The sequence below is a fragment of the Clostridium sp. genome, from assembly GCF_029258205.1.
In the GTDB taxonomy this organism is placed as follows: Bacteria; Bacillota; Clostridia; order Clostridiales; family Clostridiaceae; genus Sarcina.
This window is the reverse complement of record NZ_JARHZJ010000016.1, coordinates 1-19,374: the sequence shown is the minus strand read 5'-3', so window position 1 is coordinate 19,374 and position 19,374 is coordinate 1. Positions and strand designations below refer to the sequence as shown.

The 19,374-nt window shown below is 28.1% G+C and carries 15 protein-coding genes, 1 pseudogene and 2 riboswitches; of the genes and pseudogenes, 11 read left to right on the top strand and 5 right to left on the bottom strand.

Annotation, left to right across the window (positions count from 1 at the left end):
• Positions 1-35: 35 nt before the first annotated feature.
• Positions 36-1,313 (top strand): glutamate-1-semialdehyde 2,1-aminomutase, encoded by a 1,278-nt coding sequence (gene hemL / locus Q1J60_RS02120; RefSeq protein ID WP_423249103.1) that lies wholly within the window; start codon positions 36-38, stop codon positions 1,311-1,313.
• A 487-nt stretch (positions 1,314-1,800) separates the two neighbouring features.
• Here the strand turns inward: hemL and Q1J60_RS02115 are convergent, their stop codons facing one another.
• Positions 1,801-3,342 (bottom strand): GTP pyrophosphokinase, encoded by a 1,542-nt coding sequence (locus tag Q1J60_RS02115; protein WP_300257833.1) that lies wholly within the window; start codon positions 3,340-3,342, stop codon positions 1,801-1,803.
• Between the two features lie 315 nt (positions 3,343-3,657).
• On the opposite strand from Q1J60_RS02115, the gene clpB reads away from it, so the two are divergent.
• The 5 genes from clpB to Q1J60_RS02090 all read left to right on the top strand — a co-directional run bounded on the left by clpB (position 3,658) and on the right by Q1J60_RS02090 (position 9,241).
• On the top strand, positions 3,658-6,258 hold the full coding sequence (gene clpB, locus Q1J60_RS02110; RefSeq protein WP_300257830.1) for an ATP-dependent chaperone ClpB: 2,601 nt from the start codon (positions 3,658-3,660) through the stop codon (positions 6,256-6,258).
• Between the two features lie 237 nt (positions 6,259-6,495).
• The gene (locus tag Q1J60_RS02105; protein WP_300257828.1) at positions 6,496-7,176 is read left to right on the top strand and encodes a DUF969 domain-containing protein; all 681 of its coding nucleotides are present in this window, start codon (positions 6,496-6,498) and stop codon (positions 7,174-7,176) included.
• 12 nt (positions 7,177-7,188) lie between these two features.
• Complete coding sequence (locus Q1J60_RS02100; protein WP_300257825.1) at positions 7,189-8,118, top strand: DUF979 domain-containing protein; 930 nt, start codon at positions 7,189-7,191, stop codon at positions 8,116-8,118.
• A gap of 35 nt (positions 8,119-8,153) precedes the next feature.
• The gene (pcp, locus tag Q1J60_RS02095) at positions 8,154-8,795 is read left to right on the top strand and encodes a pyroglutamyl-peptidase I (protein ID WP_300257823.1); all 642 of its coding nucleotides are present in this window, start codon (positions 8,154-8,156) and stop codon (positions 8,793-8,795) included.
• Entirely contained in the window at positions 8,795-9,241 is a 447-nt protein-coding gene (locus Q1J60_RS02090; protein WP_300257909.1) for a gamma-glutamylcyclotransferase family protein, read from the top strand. Before pcp ends, Q1J60_RS02090 begins: the two co-directional genes overlap by 1 nt.
• Positions 9,242-9,276: 35 nt before the next feature.
• On the opposite strand, the gene Q1J60_RS02085 is transcribed toward Q1J60_RS02090, so the two are convergent.
• The 3 genes from Q1J60_RS02085 to Q1J60_RS02075 form a co-directional block, all read right to left on the bottom strand.
• Entirely contained in the window at positions 9,277-9,456 is a 180-nt protein-coding gene (locus Q1J60_RS02085; RefSeq protein WP_060795835.1) for an alpha/beta-type small acid-soluble spore protein, read from the bottom strand.
• 241 nt (positions 9,457-9,697) lie between these two features.
• Positions 9,698-10,675, bottom strand: coding sequence for a P1 family peptidase (locus Q1J60_RS02080; RefSeq protein ID WP_300257820.1), 978 nt, complete (start codon positions 10,673-10,675; stop codon positions 9,698-9,700).
• Positions 10,676-10,878: 203 nt separating this feature from the next.
• The gene (locus Q1J60_RS02075; RefSeq protein ID WP_300257818.1) at positions 10,879-11,631 is read right to left on the bottom strand and encodes an ECF transporter S component; all 753 of its coding nucleotides are present in this window, start codon (positions 11,629-11,631) and stop codon (positions 10,879-10,881) included.
• 322 nt (positions 11,632-11,953) lie between these two features.
• Here Q1J60_RS02075 and Q1J60_RS02070 point away from each other — a divergent pair, with 322 nt between their 5' ends.
• Both Q1J60_RS02070 and Q1J60_RS02065 read left to right on the top strand, forming a co-directional pair.
• Positions 11,954-12,610, top strand: a complete 657-nt coding sequence (locus Q1J60_RS02070) for an HDIG domain-containing metalloprotein (protein WP_300257815.1) — start codon at positions 11,954-11,956, stop codon at positions 12,608-12,610.
• A 65-nt stretch (positions 12,611-12,675) separates the two neighbouring features.
• Positions 12,676-12,754, top strand: a riboswitch (glycine riboswitch).
• 2 nt (positions 12,755-12,756) lie between these two features.
• A riboswitch (glycine riboswitch) is annotated at positions 12,757-12,839 on the top strand.
• 74 nt (positions 12,840-12,913) lie between these two features.
• Entirely contained in the window at positions 12,914-14,302 is a 1,389-nt protein-coding gene (locus Q1J60_RS02065; protein WP_300257812.1) for an alanine/glycine:cation symporter family protein, read from the top strand.
• Between the two features lie 44 nt (positions 14,303-14,346).
• Here Q1J60_RS02065 and Q1J60_RS02060 read toward each other — a convergent pair whose 3' ends face one another.
• The gene (locus Q1J60_RS02060) at positions 14,347-15,075 is read right to left on the bottom strand and encodes a lysophospholipid acyltransferase family protein (protein ID WP_300257809.1); all 729 of its coding nucleotides are present in this window, start codon (positions 15,073-15,075) and stop codon (positions 14,347-14,349) included.
• A 242-nt stretch (positions 15,076-15,317) separates the two neighbouring features.
• Between Q1J60_RS02060 and Q1J60_RS02055 the strand changes: the two genes are divergently transcribed.
• From Q1J60_RS02055 to Q1J60_RS13085, 3 genes and pseudogenes are all read left to right on the top strand, one after another.
• Positions 15,318-16,157, top strand: a complete 840-nt coding sequence (locus Q1J60_RS02055; RefSeq protein WP_300257805.1) for a homocysteine S-methyltransferase family protein — start codon at positions 15,318-15,320, stop codon at positions 16,155-16,157.
• A gap of 164 nt (positions 16,158-16,321) precedes the next feature.
• On the top strand, positions 16,322-18,901 hold the full coding sequence (locus tag Q1J60_RS02050; RefSeq protein WP_300257802.1) for an alpha-mannosidase: 2,580 nt from the start codon (positions 16,322-16,324) through the stop codon (positions 18,899-18,901).
• Positions 18,902-19,281: 380 nt separating this feature from the next.
• Positions 19,282-19,374 (top strand): annotated as a pseudogene (locus Q1J60_RS13085) (ACT domain-containing protein); the annotation flags it as partial.

Genomic DNA, 19,374 nt, shown 5'->3' with positions numbered 1-19,374 from the left:
ATTTGGTTAACAATCTTATAGTTAGGAGAATGAATATGGACAGAAATAAAGAAATATTTGAAGAATCAAAAAAATACATGCCAGGTGGAGTTAATAGTCCTGTAAGATCTTTTGGAAGTGTTGGAATAAATCCTCCAGTAATAAAAAGTGGTAAAGGAGTTATTATAAAGGACGAGAATGGAAATGAATATATTGACTTTGTTTTAGCTTGGGGACCAATGATATTAGGCCATTGTGATGAAGATGTGGTAGAAGCAATAAAGAAAACATCAGAGGAAAGTATAGCTTTTGGTGCTTCAACAAAATTAGAATTAGATTTAGCTAAATTTTTATGTGAAACACTGGACAATGTTGATATGATAAGAATGGTAAACTCAGGTACAGAAGCTACTATGAGTGCTGTAAAGTTAGCAAGAGGATACACAAAGAAAGATAAAATAATTAAATTTGCAGGATGCTATCATGGACATTTTGACGGATTCTTAATAGAAGCTGGGTCAGGAGTATTAACAGAAGGAATTCCAGGGTGTTTAGGTGTTCCAGAAGAAAGTATAAAGAATACTTTAATAGGAATATACAATGATGAAAAGCAAGTTGAAGAACTATTTGAAAAGTACGGAAATGATATTGCTGGAATAATAATAGAGCCAGTTGCTGGAAATATGGGAGTTGTTAAATGTGATCCTAAGTTTATGAGAAAACTTAGAGAATTATGTGATAAATATGGAGCGCTTCTTATATTTGATGAAGTTATGTGTGGATTTAGAGTAGCTTATAAAGGAGCACAAACTTTATTTGATGTTAAGCCTGATTTAGTAACTTATGCTAAAATAATGGGTGGTGGTCTACCTTGTGGAGCATATGGTGGAAGAAGAGAGATAATGGAAAACTTATCACCACTAGGTGGAGTTTATCAAGCTGGAACAATGTCAGGAAACCCAATAGTAATGAGCGCAGGACTTACAACAGTTAAAAAACTTTATGAAAATCCATCATACTATGATCATATTGAAAAAATAGGATTAAAACTTGAGCAGGGTGTTCTTGAAATAGCAAAGAAAAAAGGCATAGGCCTTGTTGTTAATAGACAAGGTGGAATGATAACTTTATTCTTTACTGATTTAAAAGAAGTTAAATGTTACGATGATGTAAAAACTTGTGATGGAGAAAGATTTAAAAGATACTTCTTGCATATGTTAAACAAAGGATTTAACATACCACCATCACAATTTGAAGCAATGTTCTTAAGTGTAAAACATACAGAAGAGCATATAGATAAATTCTTAGAAGCTTTTCAAAGCTTTGAAGGATAATAAATTTTAAAAAATTTTAAATGAATGCTGATTTTTAGGTATATGTTTAAGGAAAGAACTTAATTTAATAGGGAGCTTTATTACAAATCAATATATTTATAGGTTTGTAGTAAAAATTTTCTTTTTAATTAATCTATTTACATACCTATAAATCAGCTTTAATTTTATAAAGAAACTTTAATTAAATTGGGTTTTTATGATAGAAAAAATGAAATTAAAAAAAGACAAATAATATGATGTTTTTGTAATATGAGCTAGAATTGTAGGGATTATGTCAGCAATATAAGCCTCTAATAATGGTCAAAAGGTAAGTGTATCGTTTAAAGAAAGTTAATTTGATATATTCTTTTAGTTACGGCTATGTTTTAATTATAATTAATAATAGTTTAAAATAGAGAGTTAATATAAATTAAAAATTTATAATTTAATATATAAAAAGTTTATCAGTCTAAAAATTTTTATATATTAGACTGATAAACTAAAAATATTATCTTATATATATTTGTTCTAAAAGTTCATTTATGTTGATAGTACAATTTTCAGGGGTAGATGCTAAAAGTTTTATTCCTTTATAGCTTATTCTAAGTTTAGATTTGCTATTTTTAAGTTCACTAGCAAATTCTAATATTGAATTTTTATCCAAATCCATATTAAAGGAACTTAATATAGTAATATAAAGATATTCTGTATAAAGATATTTATGGCTTTCATAATTTTCGTAAGAATCTATACCTTCACATAAAAATTTAACATAATCATCTATATGACTAAATATTTCAGAAAGTTTATCTCTATAAATAAATTTTATAGAGTTAATTTCTAAGAATGCTTTATTTAAAGAGAATAAAATATGATCTTTTATTGTTGATACTTCTTCAGCTGAAAAGGTTAAATAAAGGTTTAAATAGGAATCCCTATTAGAAAAAATAGTTTCTAAGTATCTTATAAATGAATAAAAATCTTCTCTATTGTTACCAGGCTCTATTTGAAATAGTATTTTAAAAAATAAGTTCCAATGAAAATCATAATTCATAGCATGAGCTAGTTTATTTCCAATTGAATTAGAAAATTCTGAGTCAAAGAATAAAGGTTCAACACCTATAGATAATTTGTTTTTAAAAGATATGGAATCCTTAAAAACTTCGTTTAATCTTACTGAAGTATTTACGAAAGTATTGTAATATTCTTGAGAAGTATTACAATTGTTTTTAGTAAATATATAATCTATTATTATGTCGCAAGCATTTCTAAAATCAACAGATATACCTAAATCGTGTTTTACTTTAGAAGAGTATATATCATATATCATTTTAGAAAGTAGAATTTCAATACCTTCTTTTTTTAACCCAACGCCATTAGAATTATCCATGTGAGAATTAACATGGTTGAATATAGTTAGAAGTTGATTATCGATTAAACATAAATTATTTTTTATAGAATTAAGGATATTTTTATAAAATTTATCTCCTAAAATCATATTATAGTTTTTATATATTATTTTATGTTCAATTTCACCCCAAAAATTATTTACCATAGATTTTATTTGAAGTTCAAAATTAAATTTTTTTTCTTCATTTAGAATAAAACCGTCTATTCTATATAATTCAAAACCATTTTTTTGTTTCAAAGGTTGATTTTCTCTAAGGTCTAAAAATATATTTGGATTTTGTGTTGAATAAGAAAATCCATCTTCATTATTACAATTAAATATTGTTTTTATAAATTTAAATATATGCTCCTCATCTTCTATAAATCTACATTCTATTCTTACACCTATTAAATCAGATAGGTTTTTAAATAGATCATTAGGTGATTCATATTTTATATAATAATTGTGTCTTATGATTTTCTCTTTTAGACTAGAAGATGATTTTACTCTAGTCGATATATTAAAAAATCCTTCACAAGAGTTCTCTAGCAGGGAATAGAAAAAATCATCAAGCAAATTTGCACTGTATGCTAAATCTTTTTTCATCTCCTTAAGTAATTCTAAAGTACCTTTTGTGAATTCAAAAACTTTTAATTCCAAATTTAAAACACCGTCCTTGTTAGTTTATAAGTAAAGTCAGCATAGTTTAATAATACCAACATATAATAAGTATAACAATAGAGTGATTTTAAATAATATTATATTTGAATACTTTTGTAAAAATGGACAATTTGTTAATTAAATAAGCTTATAATTAAATATTAATCATATAAATGATTAATTAATAACAATTTGTAATAAAAGAATAGTATTAATTAATAAATTCTGAAAATTTAAAATAGACTTTGACTTTCTTTGACTTTTATAGTATTATAATTACATAAGATAGAAAAAAGAGAATATTGAGGTGATAAAATGAATGCAGATAAAATGACATTAAGAGTACAACAAAGCTTAAACGATGCTTATGAAATAGCAGTTAAATATAACAATCAACAATTAGATATAATTCACTTATTTTCAGCATTAGTAAATCAAAAAGATGGTTTAATTCCTAATATATTTGAAAAAATGGGTGTTAACATAGATTCATTAAAGAGAGACATTCATGTACAGATAGATAGAATGCCTAAGGTTTTAGGAGAGGCGGCACAATCATCAGGGGTTACTGCTACAAGAAGAATAAATGAAGTATTAATAAAAGCAGAAGAAATTTCAAAACAATTTGAAGATTCATATATAAGCGTTGAGCATGTAATGCTTGCAATAATGGATATAGATAAAAATGGAGCTGTAGGAGAAATCTTAAGAAAAAATAATATAACTAAAGATGGATTCCTAAAAGTTTTAAATGAAGTTAGAGGAAGTCAAAGAGTTGATTCACAAGATCCAGAAGGAACTTATGAGGCTTTAGATAAATACGGTACTAATTTAATAGAACTTGTAAAACAACACAAATTAGATCCTGTTATAGGAAGAGATGAAGAAATAAGAAGAGCTGTTAGAATTCTTTCAAGAAAAACTAAAAATAATCCAATACTAATAGGAGAACCTGGAGTTGGTAAAACTGCTATAGTTGAAGGATTAGCAGAAAGAATTGTAAGAGGAGATGTACCAGAAGGATTAAAAGATAAAGTAATTATCTCATTAGATATGGGTGCATTAATAGCTGGTGCTAAATATAGAGGAGAATTTGAAGAGAGATTAAAAGCTGTATTAAAAGAAGTTCAAAGTTCAGAAGGAAAAATAATTTTATTTATAGATGAAATTCATACAATTGTAGGTGCTGGTAAAACAGATGGTGCAATGGATGCAGGAAACTTAATTAAACCTATGCTTGCAAGAGGTGAGTTACACTGTATAGGAGCTACAACTTTTGATGAATATAGACAATATATAGAAAAGGATAAAGCTTTAGAAAGAAGATTCCAACCTGTAATAGTTGAAGAACCAACAGTTGAAGAAACTATATCAATTTTAAGAGGACTAAAAGAAAGATTTGAAATTCACCATGGAATTAGAATACATGATTCAGCAATAGTAGCTGCTGCAAAACTTTCTCATAGATATATTCAAGATAGATATCTACCAGATAAGGCTATAGATTTAATAGATGAAGCTGGTGCTATGATAAGAAGTGAAATAGATTCTCTTCCAACTGAATTAGATATCATAAGAAGAAAGATTTTAATGCTTGAAACTGAAAAAGAAGCTTTATCAAAAGAAAATGATGATGCATCTAAGGAAAGATTAGTTGCTTTAGAAAAAGAGCTTGCTGACCTTCAAGATAAAAATGATGAAATGACAATTAAATATGAAAAAGAAAAAGCTCATATTTCAGCAGTTAGGGATTTAAAGGCTGAGTTAGACGAAACAAGAGGATTAGCTGAAAAATATGAAAGAGAATATGATTTAAATAAAGTTGCAGAACTTAAATATGGAAAAATTCCAGAACTTGAGAGTAAAATAAAAGAACAAGAAGAAAGTATGGAAAAAGATAATGAAAATGCTTTATTAAAAGAAGAAGTTACTGAAAATGAAATTTCAGAAATAATTTCAAAATGGACTGGAATTCCTGTTACAAAACTAGTTGAAAGTGAAAGAGAAAAACTTTTAAGATTAGAAGAAGAATTAAGAGAAAGAGTAATAGGTCAAGATGAAGCTACAACTGCAGTTGCTAATGCTGTAATAAGAGCTAGAGCAGGTCTTAAAGATGAAAGAAAACCAATAGGATCATTTATATTCTTAGGACCTACTGGAGTTGGTAAAACAGAGCTTGCAAAAACTTTAGCTAGAAATTTATTTGATAGTGAAGACAATATAGTAAGAATAGATATGTCTGAATACATGGAAAAACATGCGGTATCTAGATTAATAGGACCTCCTCCAGGATATGTAGGATATGAAGAAGGAGGACAATTAACAGAAGCTGTTAGAAGAAACCCATATTCAGTAATATTATTTGATGAAATAGAAAAAGCACATGATGATGTATTTAACTTATTCCTTCAAATATTAGATGATGGTAGATTAACAGATAATAAAGGTAAAACTGTTGATTTCAAAAATACTATAATAATTATGACTTCTAATATAGGTAGTGGATATTTATTGGAAAACAAATCCAATGAAGGTATAGAAGAAGATATTAGAGAAAATGTTATGAATGAAATGAAGTTAAGATTCAAACCAGAATTCTTAAACAGAGTAGATGATATCATAATGTTTAGACCTTTAAGCAGTGAAGGAATTAAGAAAATAATAGATATATTCTTAAGAGATGTTGAAAATAGATTAAGAGAAAGAAATATAACTCTTGAAGTTACTGATGGAGCTAAGGAAATATTAGCTGAAGAAGGATATGATCCAGTATATGGAGCTAGACCATTAAAGAGATATATAAGCAATGTTTTAGAAACTGAAATAGCTAAGAAAATAATTGCTGGAGAAATTTATGATGGATCTGTTGCTTTAATAGATGGAGTAGATGGAAAAGTTATAGTTTCTAGAAAATAAAGTATTATAAATTTATAAAGATCATAGATTAAATTAAATCTATGGTCTTTATTTTTATGTAATTTTAAATATATTTTCAATAAAATGATAATAAAAAAATAAATTGGCAATAAAAATATTTTAAATTTATAAAAAATTAATAAAAAACTGTAGAAAATTGCAAGATTTATGGTTATAATATTTTTAAAATGCGAAAATAAAAAAACTAAAATTATAATTTGAAAAGGAGAGATAAGAGTGGCACTGATAGGAATAGTAATAGTAATATTAGGATTTGCACTTAAATTTGATACTATAGCAGTTGTGTTAGTAGCGGGATTATCAACTGGATTAGTATCACATATGAGTTTGTATGAAATATTAGAAAAATTAGGATCAACTTTTGTAAGTCAGAGACACATGACATTATTTATGTTAACTTTACCTGTAATAGGTATATGTGAAAGATTTGGTTTAAAAGAAAGAGCTATAACCTTAATAAAGAGTATGAAAAATATGTCGACTGGAAAACTTTTAAGTTGCTATTTATTTATTAGAGAAGTTGGAGCTGCGGTTTCATTAAGACTAAGTGGACAAGCACAATTTGTAAGACCACTTATAAATCCAATGGCTCAAGGAGCAGCTGTGAGTAAATATGGAGAGTTAGATGATAAAGATGAAGATTTAATAAAAGGAACAGCTGCTGCTATGGACAACTATGGAAATTTCTTTGGACAAAATGTATTCTTAGCAAGTTCAGGAGTTCTTTTAATAGCAGGAACATTACAAGAGTTAGGATATGGAGTTAATGCTTTAGAGATAGCAAAAGCCTCAGTTCCAATAGCTATAATAGCTTTAATACTAGGAATATTGCAAAATAAATTATTAGATAGAAAATTAAGTAAGAACTTATCGAGGAACAAAGAAGAAATAAAGTAGGGGTGACAATTAATGGATATAAAAATGATTTCTAACATATTGCTTGAAATTTTTTATATAATAGTAGGACTTTTAATGTTAAATACTGCAATTTACACATTAAAAGATAAGGAGCATAAAACTAGAATAGGAACAGCAGTTTTTTGGACTATATTATCAATTATATTTATAGCTGGTGGAGCTATTCCACCAGTTGTAGTAGGAGTTTTGCTTTTACTTATAGGAGTATTAACTGCAAGTAAACAAGTAAATATAGGAAATATAAAGATGCCTAGTGTAAATTTTGCAGAAATGCAAGCTAAAAAGCTAAAAAATAAAGTTTTTTTACCTTCAATTGTAATAGCAATTGGATCTTTGGTTATTGCACAGTTTACGAGTTTAGCAGGAACTGTTGCTATAGGAATAGCTTCTGTGGCTGCCGTAATAACTACTTTCTTAGTATTAAAAGCAAAACCAAAGCATTTAGTAGAAGATAGTAATAGAATGGTTCAATCAGTAGGGTCTACAAGTATATTGCCTCAACTTTTAGCAGCTTTAGGAACAGTATTTACTGCGGCAGGAGTAGGAGATGTTATAGCATCTGGAATATCTAATTTTATTACAGAAGGAAACATATTAGCAGGTGTAATAGCTTACTGTGTAGGAATGGCTATATTCACTATGATAATGGGAAATGCTTTTGCGGCATTTTCAGTTATAACAGTTGGAATAGGATTACCATTTGTGTTTGCACAAGGAGCTAATGTAGCTATAGCTGGGGCTTTAGCATTAACTGCAGGATATTGTGGAACATTATTAACCCCAATGGCAGCAAATTTTAATGTCATGCCAGCAGCTTTATTAGAAACAAAAGATAATAATGTGGTTATGAAATGCCAAAGCTTATTTGCTATAATTTTATTAGTTATACATATAGCTTTAATGTATTTCTTAGCATTTTAATTAACTATATATTAAAAATTAAGGAGTGTATAAGGATGAAAGTATTAATTACAGGATTCGATCCTTTTGGAGGAGAAAGTATAAATCCAGCTTTAGAAGCTGTTAAGATGATACCAGAAAATATAGAAGGAGCTGAGGTTGTTAAATTAGAAATACCTACAGTTTTTAGAAAATCTCTTGAAAAAATAGAAGAAAAAATAGAGGAAATTAATCCAGATGTAGTTATTTCTATAGGACAAGCTGGTGGAAGATTTGGTATAACTCCAGAAAGAGTAGCTATAAATATGGATGATGCAAGAATAGAGGATAATGAAGGGAATCAACCAATAGATATTACTATATATGAAGATGGAGAAAGTGCATATTTTAGTAGTTTACCTATAAAAGCAATGGTTAAGGAAATGGTTGATAATGGAATACCTGCATCAGTTTCTAATACAGCTGGTACTTTTGTTTGTAACCATGTTATGTATGGAGTTTTATATTTAGTAAATAAAAAGTATAAAAATATAAGAGCTGGATTTATACATGTACCTTATATTCCAGCCCAAGTTGTAAATAAACCTAATACACCTTCTATGTCTATTAATGATATAGCAAAAGGATTAGAGCTTAGTATAAAGGCTATAGTTTTAAATAATAATGATATCAAAACTGTAGGAGGGGCTGTTTGTTAATGTTAGAACCTAGGATAAAAAGAAGAATCTTTGTTTATGGAAGTTTAAGAACAGGATTTTTTAATTATGAAAAATATTTAAAAGGGAAAGTTATAAAAAGTGAATTAGGAAGAGTAAAAGGAACTTTATATCATATGCCTAAAAAAGGATATCCTGCTTTAGTTGAAGGGGATGGATTTGTATATGGAGAAGTTATGACTATTCTTGATTATGAAAATGTTATAAATGCTATGGATCTTATGGAAGGATATTTAGGAGTTAACAATAAAAGTAATGAATATAATAGGATTGAGATGGATGTTGAAATTTTAGGAAAGAAATCTCCTGAAAAGTGTTATGTTTATTACTATGGAATGAATGATAAAGAGGATTTTGAGAATAATAGTATATTAATACAGGATGGAAATTGGAGAAATTTTATGCTTGAAAAAATTTCTCAAAAATAAGAGGTAAGAATTTTCTTACCTCTTATTTTGTGTTATTATTTCATTGATTGTTCGTATTTTTCTACCATTCTTTTAACCATTTCTCCACCAACGCTTCCACATTGTTTTGAGCTAAGGTCTCCGTTGTAATCTGAGAATGGTACTCCCATTTCATTTGCTACCTCATTTTTGAATTTTGCTAATCCATTTTTTGCTTCTGGAACTAATTGTGCCATTTTGAATTCCTCCTTTTAAGTTAAATGAAATTTTTTGAAAGGTTAAGTTTTCTTTTCCTTTCACTATTATGGTGTGCAGAATTAGATTTAATAATCTATAAATTTATATCCAATATAGGATTAAAAATCACCTTATGGAATAAAATTCTAAATGACATTAATTTATCTTACAAAAACAAAATGTAATGTAATTTTGAAAAAATCACAAATATAATTAGTATATGATTTATAGTTTTTTTTATTATACATTAAATTTTAAGTCTTTATATGATAAGAAGCCATATGAAGTATCAGCTTCTTTAACAGCTTTTATAATAGCTTTCTCCATAACTTGAGCTGCTAAAAGACCAACTACATTTATGTCTGCATTGACTTTGTTTGAAGAAAGAGTAAATATTGTATCACCATCAAACATAGTGTGAGCAGGTCTTATAGTTCTTCCAAAACCATTTTGAGCCATAGATGCAATTTTATTAGCTTGAGCTTTAGAAAAAGAACCATTAGTTACTATACACCCAATAGTAGTATTTCCTTTAAAAACATTTTTAGGATTTTGATAAGCACTTATTAAGCTTTTTTCTATGTTTATAAATGAATTCATATTTGGGTTTAATCCACCAGCTATTATTTTATTGTTATTATTAGGGTCAACAATGTCACCTAGGCTATTAACTCCTACAATAGCACCAACTTTTAAATCACCAACTTGTACAGCATAGCTTCCAAAGCCACCTTTCATTGCAAGCTTTTGATTTAAGGCTTTACCTACTGTGGCACCTGTTCCACAACCTATATTCCCGTTTTTTGAGTCAAAGTAGTTTTCAGAGTTTTTACAGGCTTCTAATCCCATTTCTTTATTAGGCCTTGCTTTAGGATTTCCACAGGCTAAGTCAAATAAAACAGCACCACATACTATAGGAACTTTAGCTACGCCTACATCAAATCCAATATTTTTATTTTCTAGATATTCCATAACCCCTGAGCAAGCGTCAAGTCCAAAGGCAGATCCACCAGATAATACTACAGCATGGACTTTATCAACCATTTCCATAGGATTTAATAAATCAGTTTCTCTAGTTCCAGGAGCTCCACCACGAACATCAACTCCTCCAGAAGCGCCTTCTTCACATAGTAAAACTGTACAGCCTGTAGCACCTTCAAAATCTTGGGCATGTCCTAGTTTAAAGCCTTCAATATCTGTAATTTTTATTTCAAACATTATGATTATACCTCCATTAAATTGTTTTATATGATTTAAATTGTATATTTTAAGAATAACAATCTGTTTTAAATAAGTGTGTTTTACAGAACTTAAATTAATATAAAGTTTAATAAAATTTAAATATTTACTACTAAACAAATAAAGTTTTAGCGTATAACTTTAAGTAAAGCTATACGCTAAAATATATTTATAATCTTAATTTATCTTAAAATTTTTCTAACTCCTAATATAACAGGAATTGATATTAGAGCTGATATAAATGCCTCAGGAATTCCATTTGTAATTCCTATTCCAGCTAAGGTTAATTTTGCAGCTTGTTCAGATATTCCTAAAGCAGAAGCATATCTTTCTAAATAAAAAATATATGTTAATCCAAGAACACCTATGGTATTTATTAAAGTTCCAATTACGGAAGCTGTACCTATAGATAGGGCTTCTTCTTTGTTTTTATGTTTAAATTTAAACATGATAATTATTCCTGCTAAAAAGAATAAAACACCAATTATAGATGATATAATTAAAGAATTTGTTAAAGCTTTAGAACTTACAAATAGAAGAACTCCAAGAATAAGAGAACTTATAATTGCTGTAACTTTTAAATTTTTTTTAGATCCTTTAATCATAGCTGAATATACATAGTAACTTACTACACCTATAAGAATTCTGGGAACTAAAGCTATAATAGGGTTCCAGAACATAAAGCTAGTTGGTGTTGGTGTCATAAAAGCTTGATACATAGAAAATAATCCAAAAACTAGTCCTATTAAGCCTCCTACAACAGGACCTTCAATAATAGCTCCTATTATAACAGGAATATGCATAATAGTAGCTTTAACAGGTGGAACATTTATAAATCCTAATCCTGTTAATCCTAGAAATATTGATATACCAGATAGCATACCAATAACTACTAGTTTTCTTGTTTTTTGTCTAGTTTGATAGACTGAATTCATTGACTCTCCTCCGTTCTTATTCCCAATGGGATATAATTCGGTTGTTAAATTTTTAACCGTATAAAATAGTTCAGCTTCTAATATAGAATACCGACAGTGATATTTTAACATTAATTTTTTAAGAAATTCAATATAAAAAGGAAATTTGGTGCAAATTTATAAATGTCGTAAAAGGCAGAATGACTTACTTACAGGGATTAAAAATATAAAGTAGTAATTTTCTGACAATTCATAAAAGAATTAATTTAAGTTATTAGTGGTAAAATATAATTAAGATAAATTAAAAATAAATTTTAATTATTGAAAGTTTAGGAGTTTTTATATGAATGATAGAGAATTATTTAAAATTTTAGAAAAGCATATTTTAGAGGATAAGAACCCATCAGAATTTTTAAGTTTTTTAAAGAAAAAGAAGTTTTTAGAAGGTTCTTTTTTAGAAATATTAATGGATTTAGAAGAGGTTAAGCAGGAGAAAACGCATCATCCAGAAGGAAATGTATGGATTCATACAATGCAAGTTTTAGATGAGGCAGCAAGTTTAAGGAGTCTTGCTAATAATAAAAGAGAATTTATGTGGGCAGCTTTGCTTCATGATATTGGGAAGAGAGACACTACTAAAATGAGAAATGGCAGGTGGACTTCTTACGACCATGATAGAGTAGGAGCGAAACTTTCAAAAGAAATATTAGAGAGTATTACAAATCAAGGTGAATTTGTAAGTAAAGTAAGCAATTTAGTTAGATATCATATGTCTTATCTTTATATAGATAAAAATTTACTCTTTGTAAAACCAGAAGATATGGTTGAAAATTCAGATCTTCATGATATAGCTTTATTGACTTATTGTGATAGAGTTGGAAGAGGAAAAAAGACTTTAGAAGATAAGAAAAAAATATTAGATTCAATAAATGATTTTATAGTTAAAGTTAATGAGAAAACTAATGAAAATTATGATAAATTATATGTCTTAGAAAAATAAGTAATTGATTTTTGTAATGATTACTTATATAATGTCTATTATAAATTAAAATTCAATATGTTCGGATGAAGGTAATGGGAGAGTGATATTTTAAATATCCACCGAAGAGGGAAATCTTTCAGGTATTAGGACCGTTACTGGACGAGCCTCTGGAGAGACTCTTGAAAAAGAGCACCGAAGGAGCAAGGTCAAAATTTTTGATTGAAACTCTCAGGTAAAAGGACAGAGGATAAGGTTAGTTACTTAAATTTTTTAAGTATCCTTATTCTCCTCCGCAAATTTAAATTTAAGGAGGATTTTTTTATGGAAAACTTATTAAATCAAATCGACAATTTAGTATGGGGAGTACCACTTCTTATGCTACTTGTAGGAACAGGAATATATCTTACTATAAGACTAAAACTATTACAAATATTAAAATTACCATTAGCTTTAAAGTATGTATTTAAAAAAGATGATGAATCTTCTTGTGAAGATGTAGAAGGAGATGTCTCAAGTTTTGGAGCCTTATGTACAGCTCTTTCAGCTACCATAGGTACTGGAAATATAGTTGGAGTTGCTACTGCTATAAAGGCAGGAGGACCAGGAGCATTATTCTGGATGTGGGTAGCTGCTTTCTTTGGAATGGCAACTAAATATGCAGAAGGTGTACTTGCTATAAAGTATAGGGTTGTAGATGAAAATGGTCAAATGGCAGGAGGACCAATGTACTATATAAAAAATGGACTTGGTCTAAATTGGTTAGCTAATATTTTTGCTTTCTTTGGAATTGGTGTAGCCTTATTAGGAATAGGAACTTTTGGACAAGTTAAGTCTATAACTGATGCAGCAAGTATTACATTTAATGTTCCAACGATTGTTACAGCAGGAATAGTAACTTTATTAGTTGCTTTAGTAATTTTAGGTGGAATAAAAAGAATATCTAGTGTATCAGAAAAGGTAGTTCCTTTAATGGCAGGTCTTTATGTCTTAGGAGTTTTAATAGTTATAGCTTTTAATTTAGATAAAGTTCCACATGCAGTATCAATAATTATTGAAAGTGCCTTTAATCCTAAGGCTGCTCTAGGAGGAGCTGTAGGAGTTAGCATAATAGCTGTAATGAAAAGCGGAGTAGCTAGAGGGGTTTTCTCTAATGAAGCTGGTCTTGGAAGTGCTCCAATAGCAGCAGCGGCAGCTAAAACTAAGTCTCCAGTTAAGCAAGGACTTATTTCAATGACAGGTACATTCTTTGATACAATCCTTATTTGTACAATGACAGGTATAGTAATAATTCTTACTGGTGCTTATAATGGAAGTTTAGAGGGAGCAGCACTTACAACACAGGCTTTTGAAATAGGGCTTCCTATAAGTAATATAGGAACATATATAGTTAATATAGGACTTATGTTCTTTGCATTTACTACAATATTAGGATGGAACTATTATGGAGAAAGATGTATTGAGTATTTGTTTGGAATAAAAGCTATAAAGCCATATAGAATTTTATATATAACTTTAGTTGCAATAGGATCATTCTTACCATTGACATTAATATTTATAATTGCAGATATTGTTAATGGATTAATGGCAATTCCAAACCTTGTAGGTATTATTGGATTAAGAAAAGTAGTTATAGAAGAAACAGAAGAATTCTTTAGAGAAAAAGCTTTAAGTGAAGAGAATACAGAATTAGAAGGAACTGTTTTAAATTAGTATAAATAAAAAAATCCATGAGTAAAATTTACTCATGGATTTTTTTATCTTCCTTTATTAGGAAGTTTACTTCTAACTATATTTTCAACTTTTTCAGGAAGTTCTAGAATTTCTTCCTTTGTAAGTTTATCAGTATAAATTGGTGGATGAATATAAAGATTTACTTTACCAGGTTTTATGAAATAATGATTTCCTTCCATTATTTTATATGTTCCATCAATTGTAAGAGGAACTATAGGAACCTTTGGTTTAGTAGCTAATTTAAAACTACCAGCTTTAAATTCTCTCATTTTACTACATTGACTTCTTGTTCCTTCAGGAAAAACAACCATTGAATATCCTTCTTTTAATTGATTAATTCCTTGCAGAATACCTGCCATAGCTTTTTTTGGGTGTTCTCTGTCAATAAATATTGCCTTTGAAAGTATTATCCAGTTTTTTAATATAGGCATTTTTTCAAGTTCTTTTTTTGCTATGAATCCTTTTGGTCTATCAATAGAGTACATAATTACAGGAATATCCATATTACTTTGATGGTTACAAACAAAAAGAACAGGTCCTTTTGGAATATTCTCTAAACCTTCAACATTAACTTCTATTCCAGCATCCTTAAGAAAAGTATGAGCTATTCTTCTACTACATTGATATATGTATTCATCTCTTTCCTCAAGTTTACCTTCCTCTTCCATTTTATTTATTTTTTTTATATCAGATAAGGATTTTATTAATGTCCAGGCATATCCTTTTCCATACCAATATATAGATCTAAACATATATTTCGCCCCTTTAATATTACTAGTACTAAGTAATATTATAACAGTTTTTAAAAAATATCAAATATGGAATTCGCTTTGAAGAGCGTAAAAATAAAAAGCTTAGATATTTACTATTTCTTTTTTTTGGACTATAATTTACCAAAATAGAATGTTGTTTTATGTGAGATAATTTAAATAGAAAATAAAGCATTATAATTTATTTTAGAATATAAATTACTTTGATTGGAGAATACATTAAAATGAAAAAATTAGATTTGAAGAATGGGATAATAATAGCAGATGGAGCTATGGGGACTAGATTAATGGAATTAGGAGTAAACTTAAAAGAGATTCCATCAGAACTTTTAAATATTAAAAAGCCTGAATTAATAGAAAAAGTTCATAGAGAGTATATAGATGCTGGAGCGTATTTAATACTTTCAAACACATTTATGTGTAATATTATAAACGCGGAAAGGAATAATTATAATTTAGAAGAGGTTGTTGAGTCAGGACTTGACATTGCTAAGAGGGCATGTGTAAATAAAGGCTTAGTTGCTTTAGATATAGGTCCTCTTTCATATTATGTAGAAGAAAATGATGCTTCATTTAAAGAAATTGTTGAGGAAAATACTGAAAGAATAATTAGTTCTTCAAAAGGTAATTTTGATTTAGTTATTTTTGAAACCTTAGGAAGTCTAAAGGAAGGAGAATTTGCAGTTAAAAAGGCAAAAGCATTAACAGATAAGCCTGTTATATGTTCATTTACTTTAGCTTGGAAAAAGGATATTACTAATTTTATAAAAAATATTATTTCAACTTTAGAGCCTTTAGGAGTAGATGCTTTAGGAATAAATTGTACAGGGTACGAAGATATACTAAAGGCATTAGATATAATTAATCAAAATACAAATCTTCCTATAATGATAAAGGCTAATTTAGGAATACCAAAAAAAGTAGGGGAAGAGCTTATATATGGTAAGACTCAGGAAGAATTTAAAAACTTATCTAAAAGAGCTCTTGAAAAGGGAGTAAATATAATAGGAGGGTGTTGTGGAACAACTCCAGTATATATAAGAGCTATTTCTAATTTGAAATAGAGCATAAAGTTATAACAATAATATGGAGAAATTATTTTTTTATAAAAATTAAATAATCTATAAAAAGTCCACTAAACATATAAGATTGAAAATTGAATGAATGCTTTGTAAACGTATATAATCTAGGTATAGGTTAATGAACTTTAGATAAGGAGAGGTTAGACATGAAAAAAGTACATGTAGTTTCACATAGTCATTGGGATAGAGAGTGGTATATACCATTTCAAAAACATAGAGTTAAATTAGTACATTTTATGGATTCATTAATAGATACTTTAGAGAATAATGAGCATTTTAAATATTTTCATTTAGATGGACAAACTATAGCTTTAGATGATTATTTAGAAATAAAGCCGTATATGTTTGATAGATTAAAGAAACTTATAGAAGAGGGAAAACTTCATGTAGGACCATGGTATGTTCTTCAAGATGAATATTTAATAAGTGCAGAAGCAAATGTAAGAAATATGCTTTTAGGAATGAGATTTGCAAAAAGATTTGGAAACCCAGTAAAAATAGGTTATTTTCCAGATTCTTTTGGTAACATATCTCAAGCACCTCAAATATTAAGAGGATTTGGAATAGATAATGCAGTATTTGGTAGAGGAATAACTCCAATAGCTTTTGATAATCAAAAGATTGAAGAAGCAGGTGAAAATGAATATCATTCAGAAGTATTATGGAAATCACCAGATGGATCAGAAGTTTTAGGAATACTTATGGCTAATTGGTATAGCAATGGTAATGAAATTCCTGAAAATAAAAAAGAAGCCATTGAATTTTTAAATGATAGAGTTAATAAAGCAGATATGTATGCTACAACAGATCAAATATTATTAATGAATGGATGTGATCATCAACCAGTTCAAATAAATGTTGGTGACATAATAGATAATGTAAAAGAAGATGTTGATTTTGAATTAATTCATAGTAATTTAGTTGATTATATAAAAGATGTTAAGAAAGAAGTTAAAGACTTAAAAGAAGTTACAGGAGAATTAAATGGTCAATATACAGATGGATGGTGGACTCTATGTAACACAGCTTCATCAAGACTTTACTTAAAGCAAATGAATAATAAATCTCAAGTTCTTTTAGAAAGATATGTTGAACCTTTAGGAGTTATGGCTTCATTAGAAGGAAAGAAGTACGAAAGTGATTTCATACTTCAATCATGGAAATACTTAATTCAAAACCATCCTCATGATTCAATTTGTGGATGTAGTATTGATGAAGTTCATCAAGATATGGTAACAAGATTTAAGTCTAGTATGCAAATATCAGAGGAAATGATAGATAGAAGTACTAATCATATGTTAAATTTAGTAAATGGAACTACTACAGATAGAGAAAGCATTGTTGTATTTAATACATTAGGATGGGATAGAAGTGAAGTAGTAGAAGCTACAGTTGATGTAAATAAAGAGTCAGGTATAGAAAACTTTAAGGTTGTTACAGAAAATGGAGAGGAAGTTCCATCAGTAGTTGAAGCCTTAGGAGAAACATTTAAATATACTCTTCCAAACAATAGATTTAGACAGCCTGAGTATGTAAATAGATTTAAGGTTAAATTCTTAGCTAATAATATAAAAGCTTTAGGATTAAAATCATTTAAAATAGTTCCATGTGAAAAGGTAGAAGAAAAAGAAGTTTCTCAAGACTTAACTTTTGAAAATAAATTCTTCTCATTAAAGTTTAATGAAAATGGTACATTTGATTTACTTCATAAAGGAACAAATAAAGAGTATAAGAATTTAAATGCCTTTGAAGATTGTGGAGATATAGGAGATGAATACATCTTTAGAGCTCCAGAGAAAGATTTAGTAGTAAATACTTTAGGAAATAAGGCTTGTATTAATGTATTAAAAGATAATGAAGTAGAAAAAGTAATAGAAGTTAAAAATACTTTGGAAGTACCAGTAAAAGCTATTAAGAAAGAAAGTAGAAGAGTAGAAGAAATTACTGAAATTAAGTTGGTTTCTACTATAATTTTAAGTGAAGTTTCTAAGAGAGTTGATATTAAAGTTGAAATAGAAAATACTGCAAAGGATCATAGAGTAAGAGCATTATTCCCAACTAGAATAGAAGCAAGCACTCATTTTGCAGAGGGACATTTTGATGTTATAGAAAGAGAAACAACTCCATGGGAAGGATGGCAAAATCCATCCAACTGTCAAAAACAAACAAACTTTGTTGATGTAAATGACGGAAAAGTTGGACTTATGGTTGCTAACAGAGGATTGCCTGAATATGAAGTATTAAGAGATGGTCAAAATACTATAGCCTTAACAATATTAAGATCTGTTGGAGAGTTAGGAGATTGGGGAGTATTTCCTACACCAGAGGCTCAATGCTTAGGAAAGAATGTTGCTAACTACTCAATAATAGCTCATGAAGGAGATTATACTGGAGAAAGAGCTTACGAAGAAGCATATAACTTAAATACTCCAATGTTATCTCTTCAAGGAGATTTTAAAGCAGAGGATTCTTTAGTTTCAATTAAGGGAGAAAATTTAGTTCTATCAGCCTTTAAGAAAGCTGAAGAGGGAGATTCTATAATAGTAAGAATATTTAACATTTCTGATAAGGAAGAAAACTTCCAAATAAAAGTTAATAGAGATGTTAAAGAAATAAATGAAGTTAACTTAAATGAAGAATTTATAGAAAAATTAGAGGTAAAAGAAAATACTATTAATGGAATTATTTCAAAGAAACAAATAAAAACTTTTGAAATAGTGCTTTAATAAGTAATTAATTAAGAGGATATATCTTTTGATATGTCCTTTTTATTAATTTTAATGTGTCTTTTATTAGAGAACAGTTGTGTTTTAAGAAGTGGGGTGATATACTTTATATATGTATATGATTAAAGCTTAAAACCTTGATTTTATAATATATAGAATATTTAAAAATTATATATAATTATATTAAGTAAATATAATAAAAATATTTTAATTAATCCTTTTATTTTAGTGTTAAAGTATTTTAAAATTTAATTTATAAATGAGGTTTTTTATTGAAAATATTAATTATAGATGGTATTTTAATAAGTAGCAAATAAAAAAAGGTTATTATTTATTTGGATTTTTTATATTTTATAGATGTGAAGAGGTGAATAGTTCCAATGGAAGGAAATTTATTAGTTATAGATAAAAGAGTATTGCCAGAAGTTTTTGAAAAGGTAATAAACGCTAAAAGACTTTTAAAAGAAGGAAAA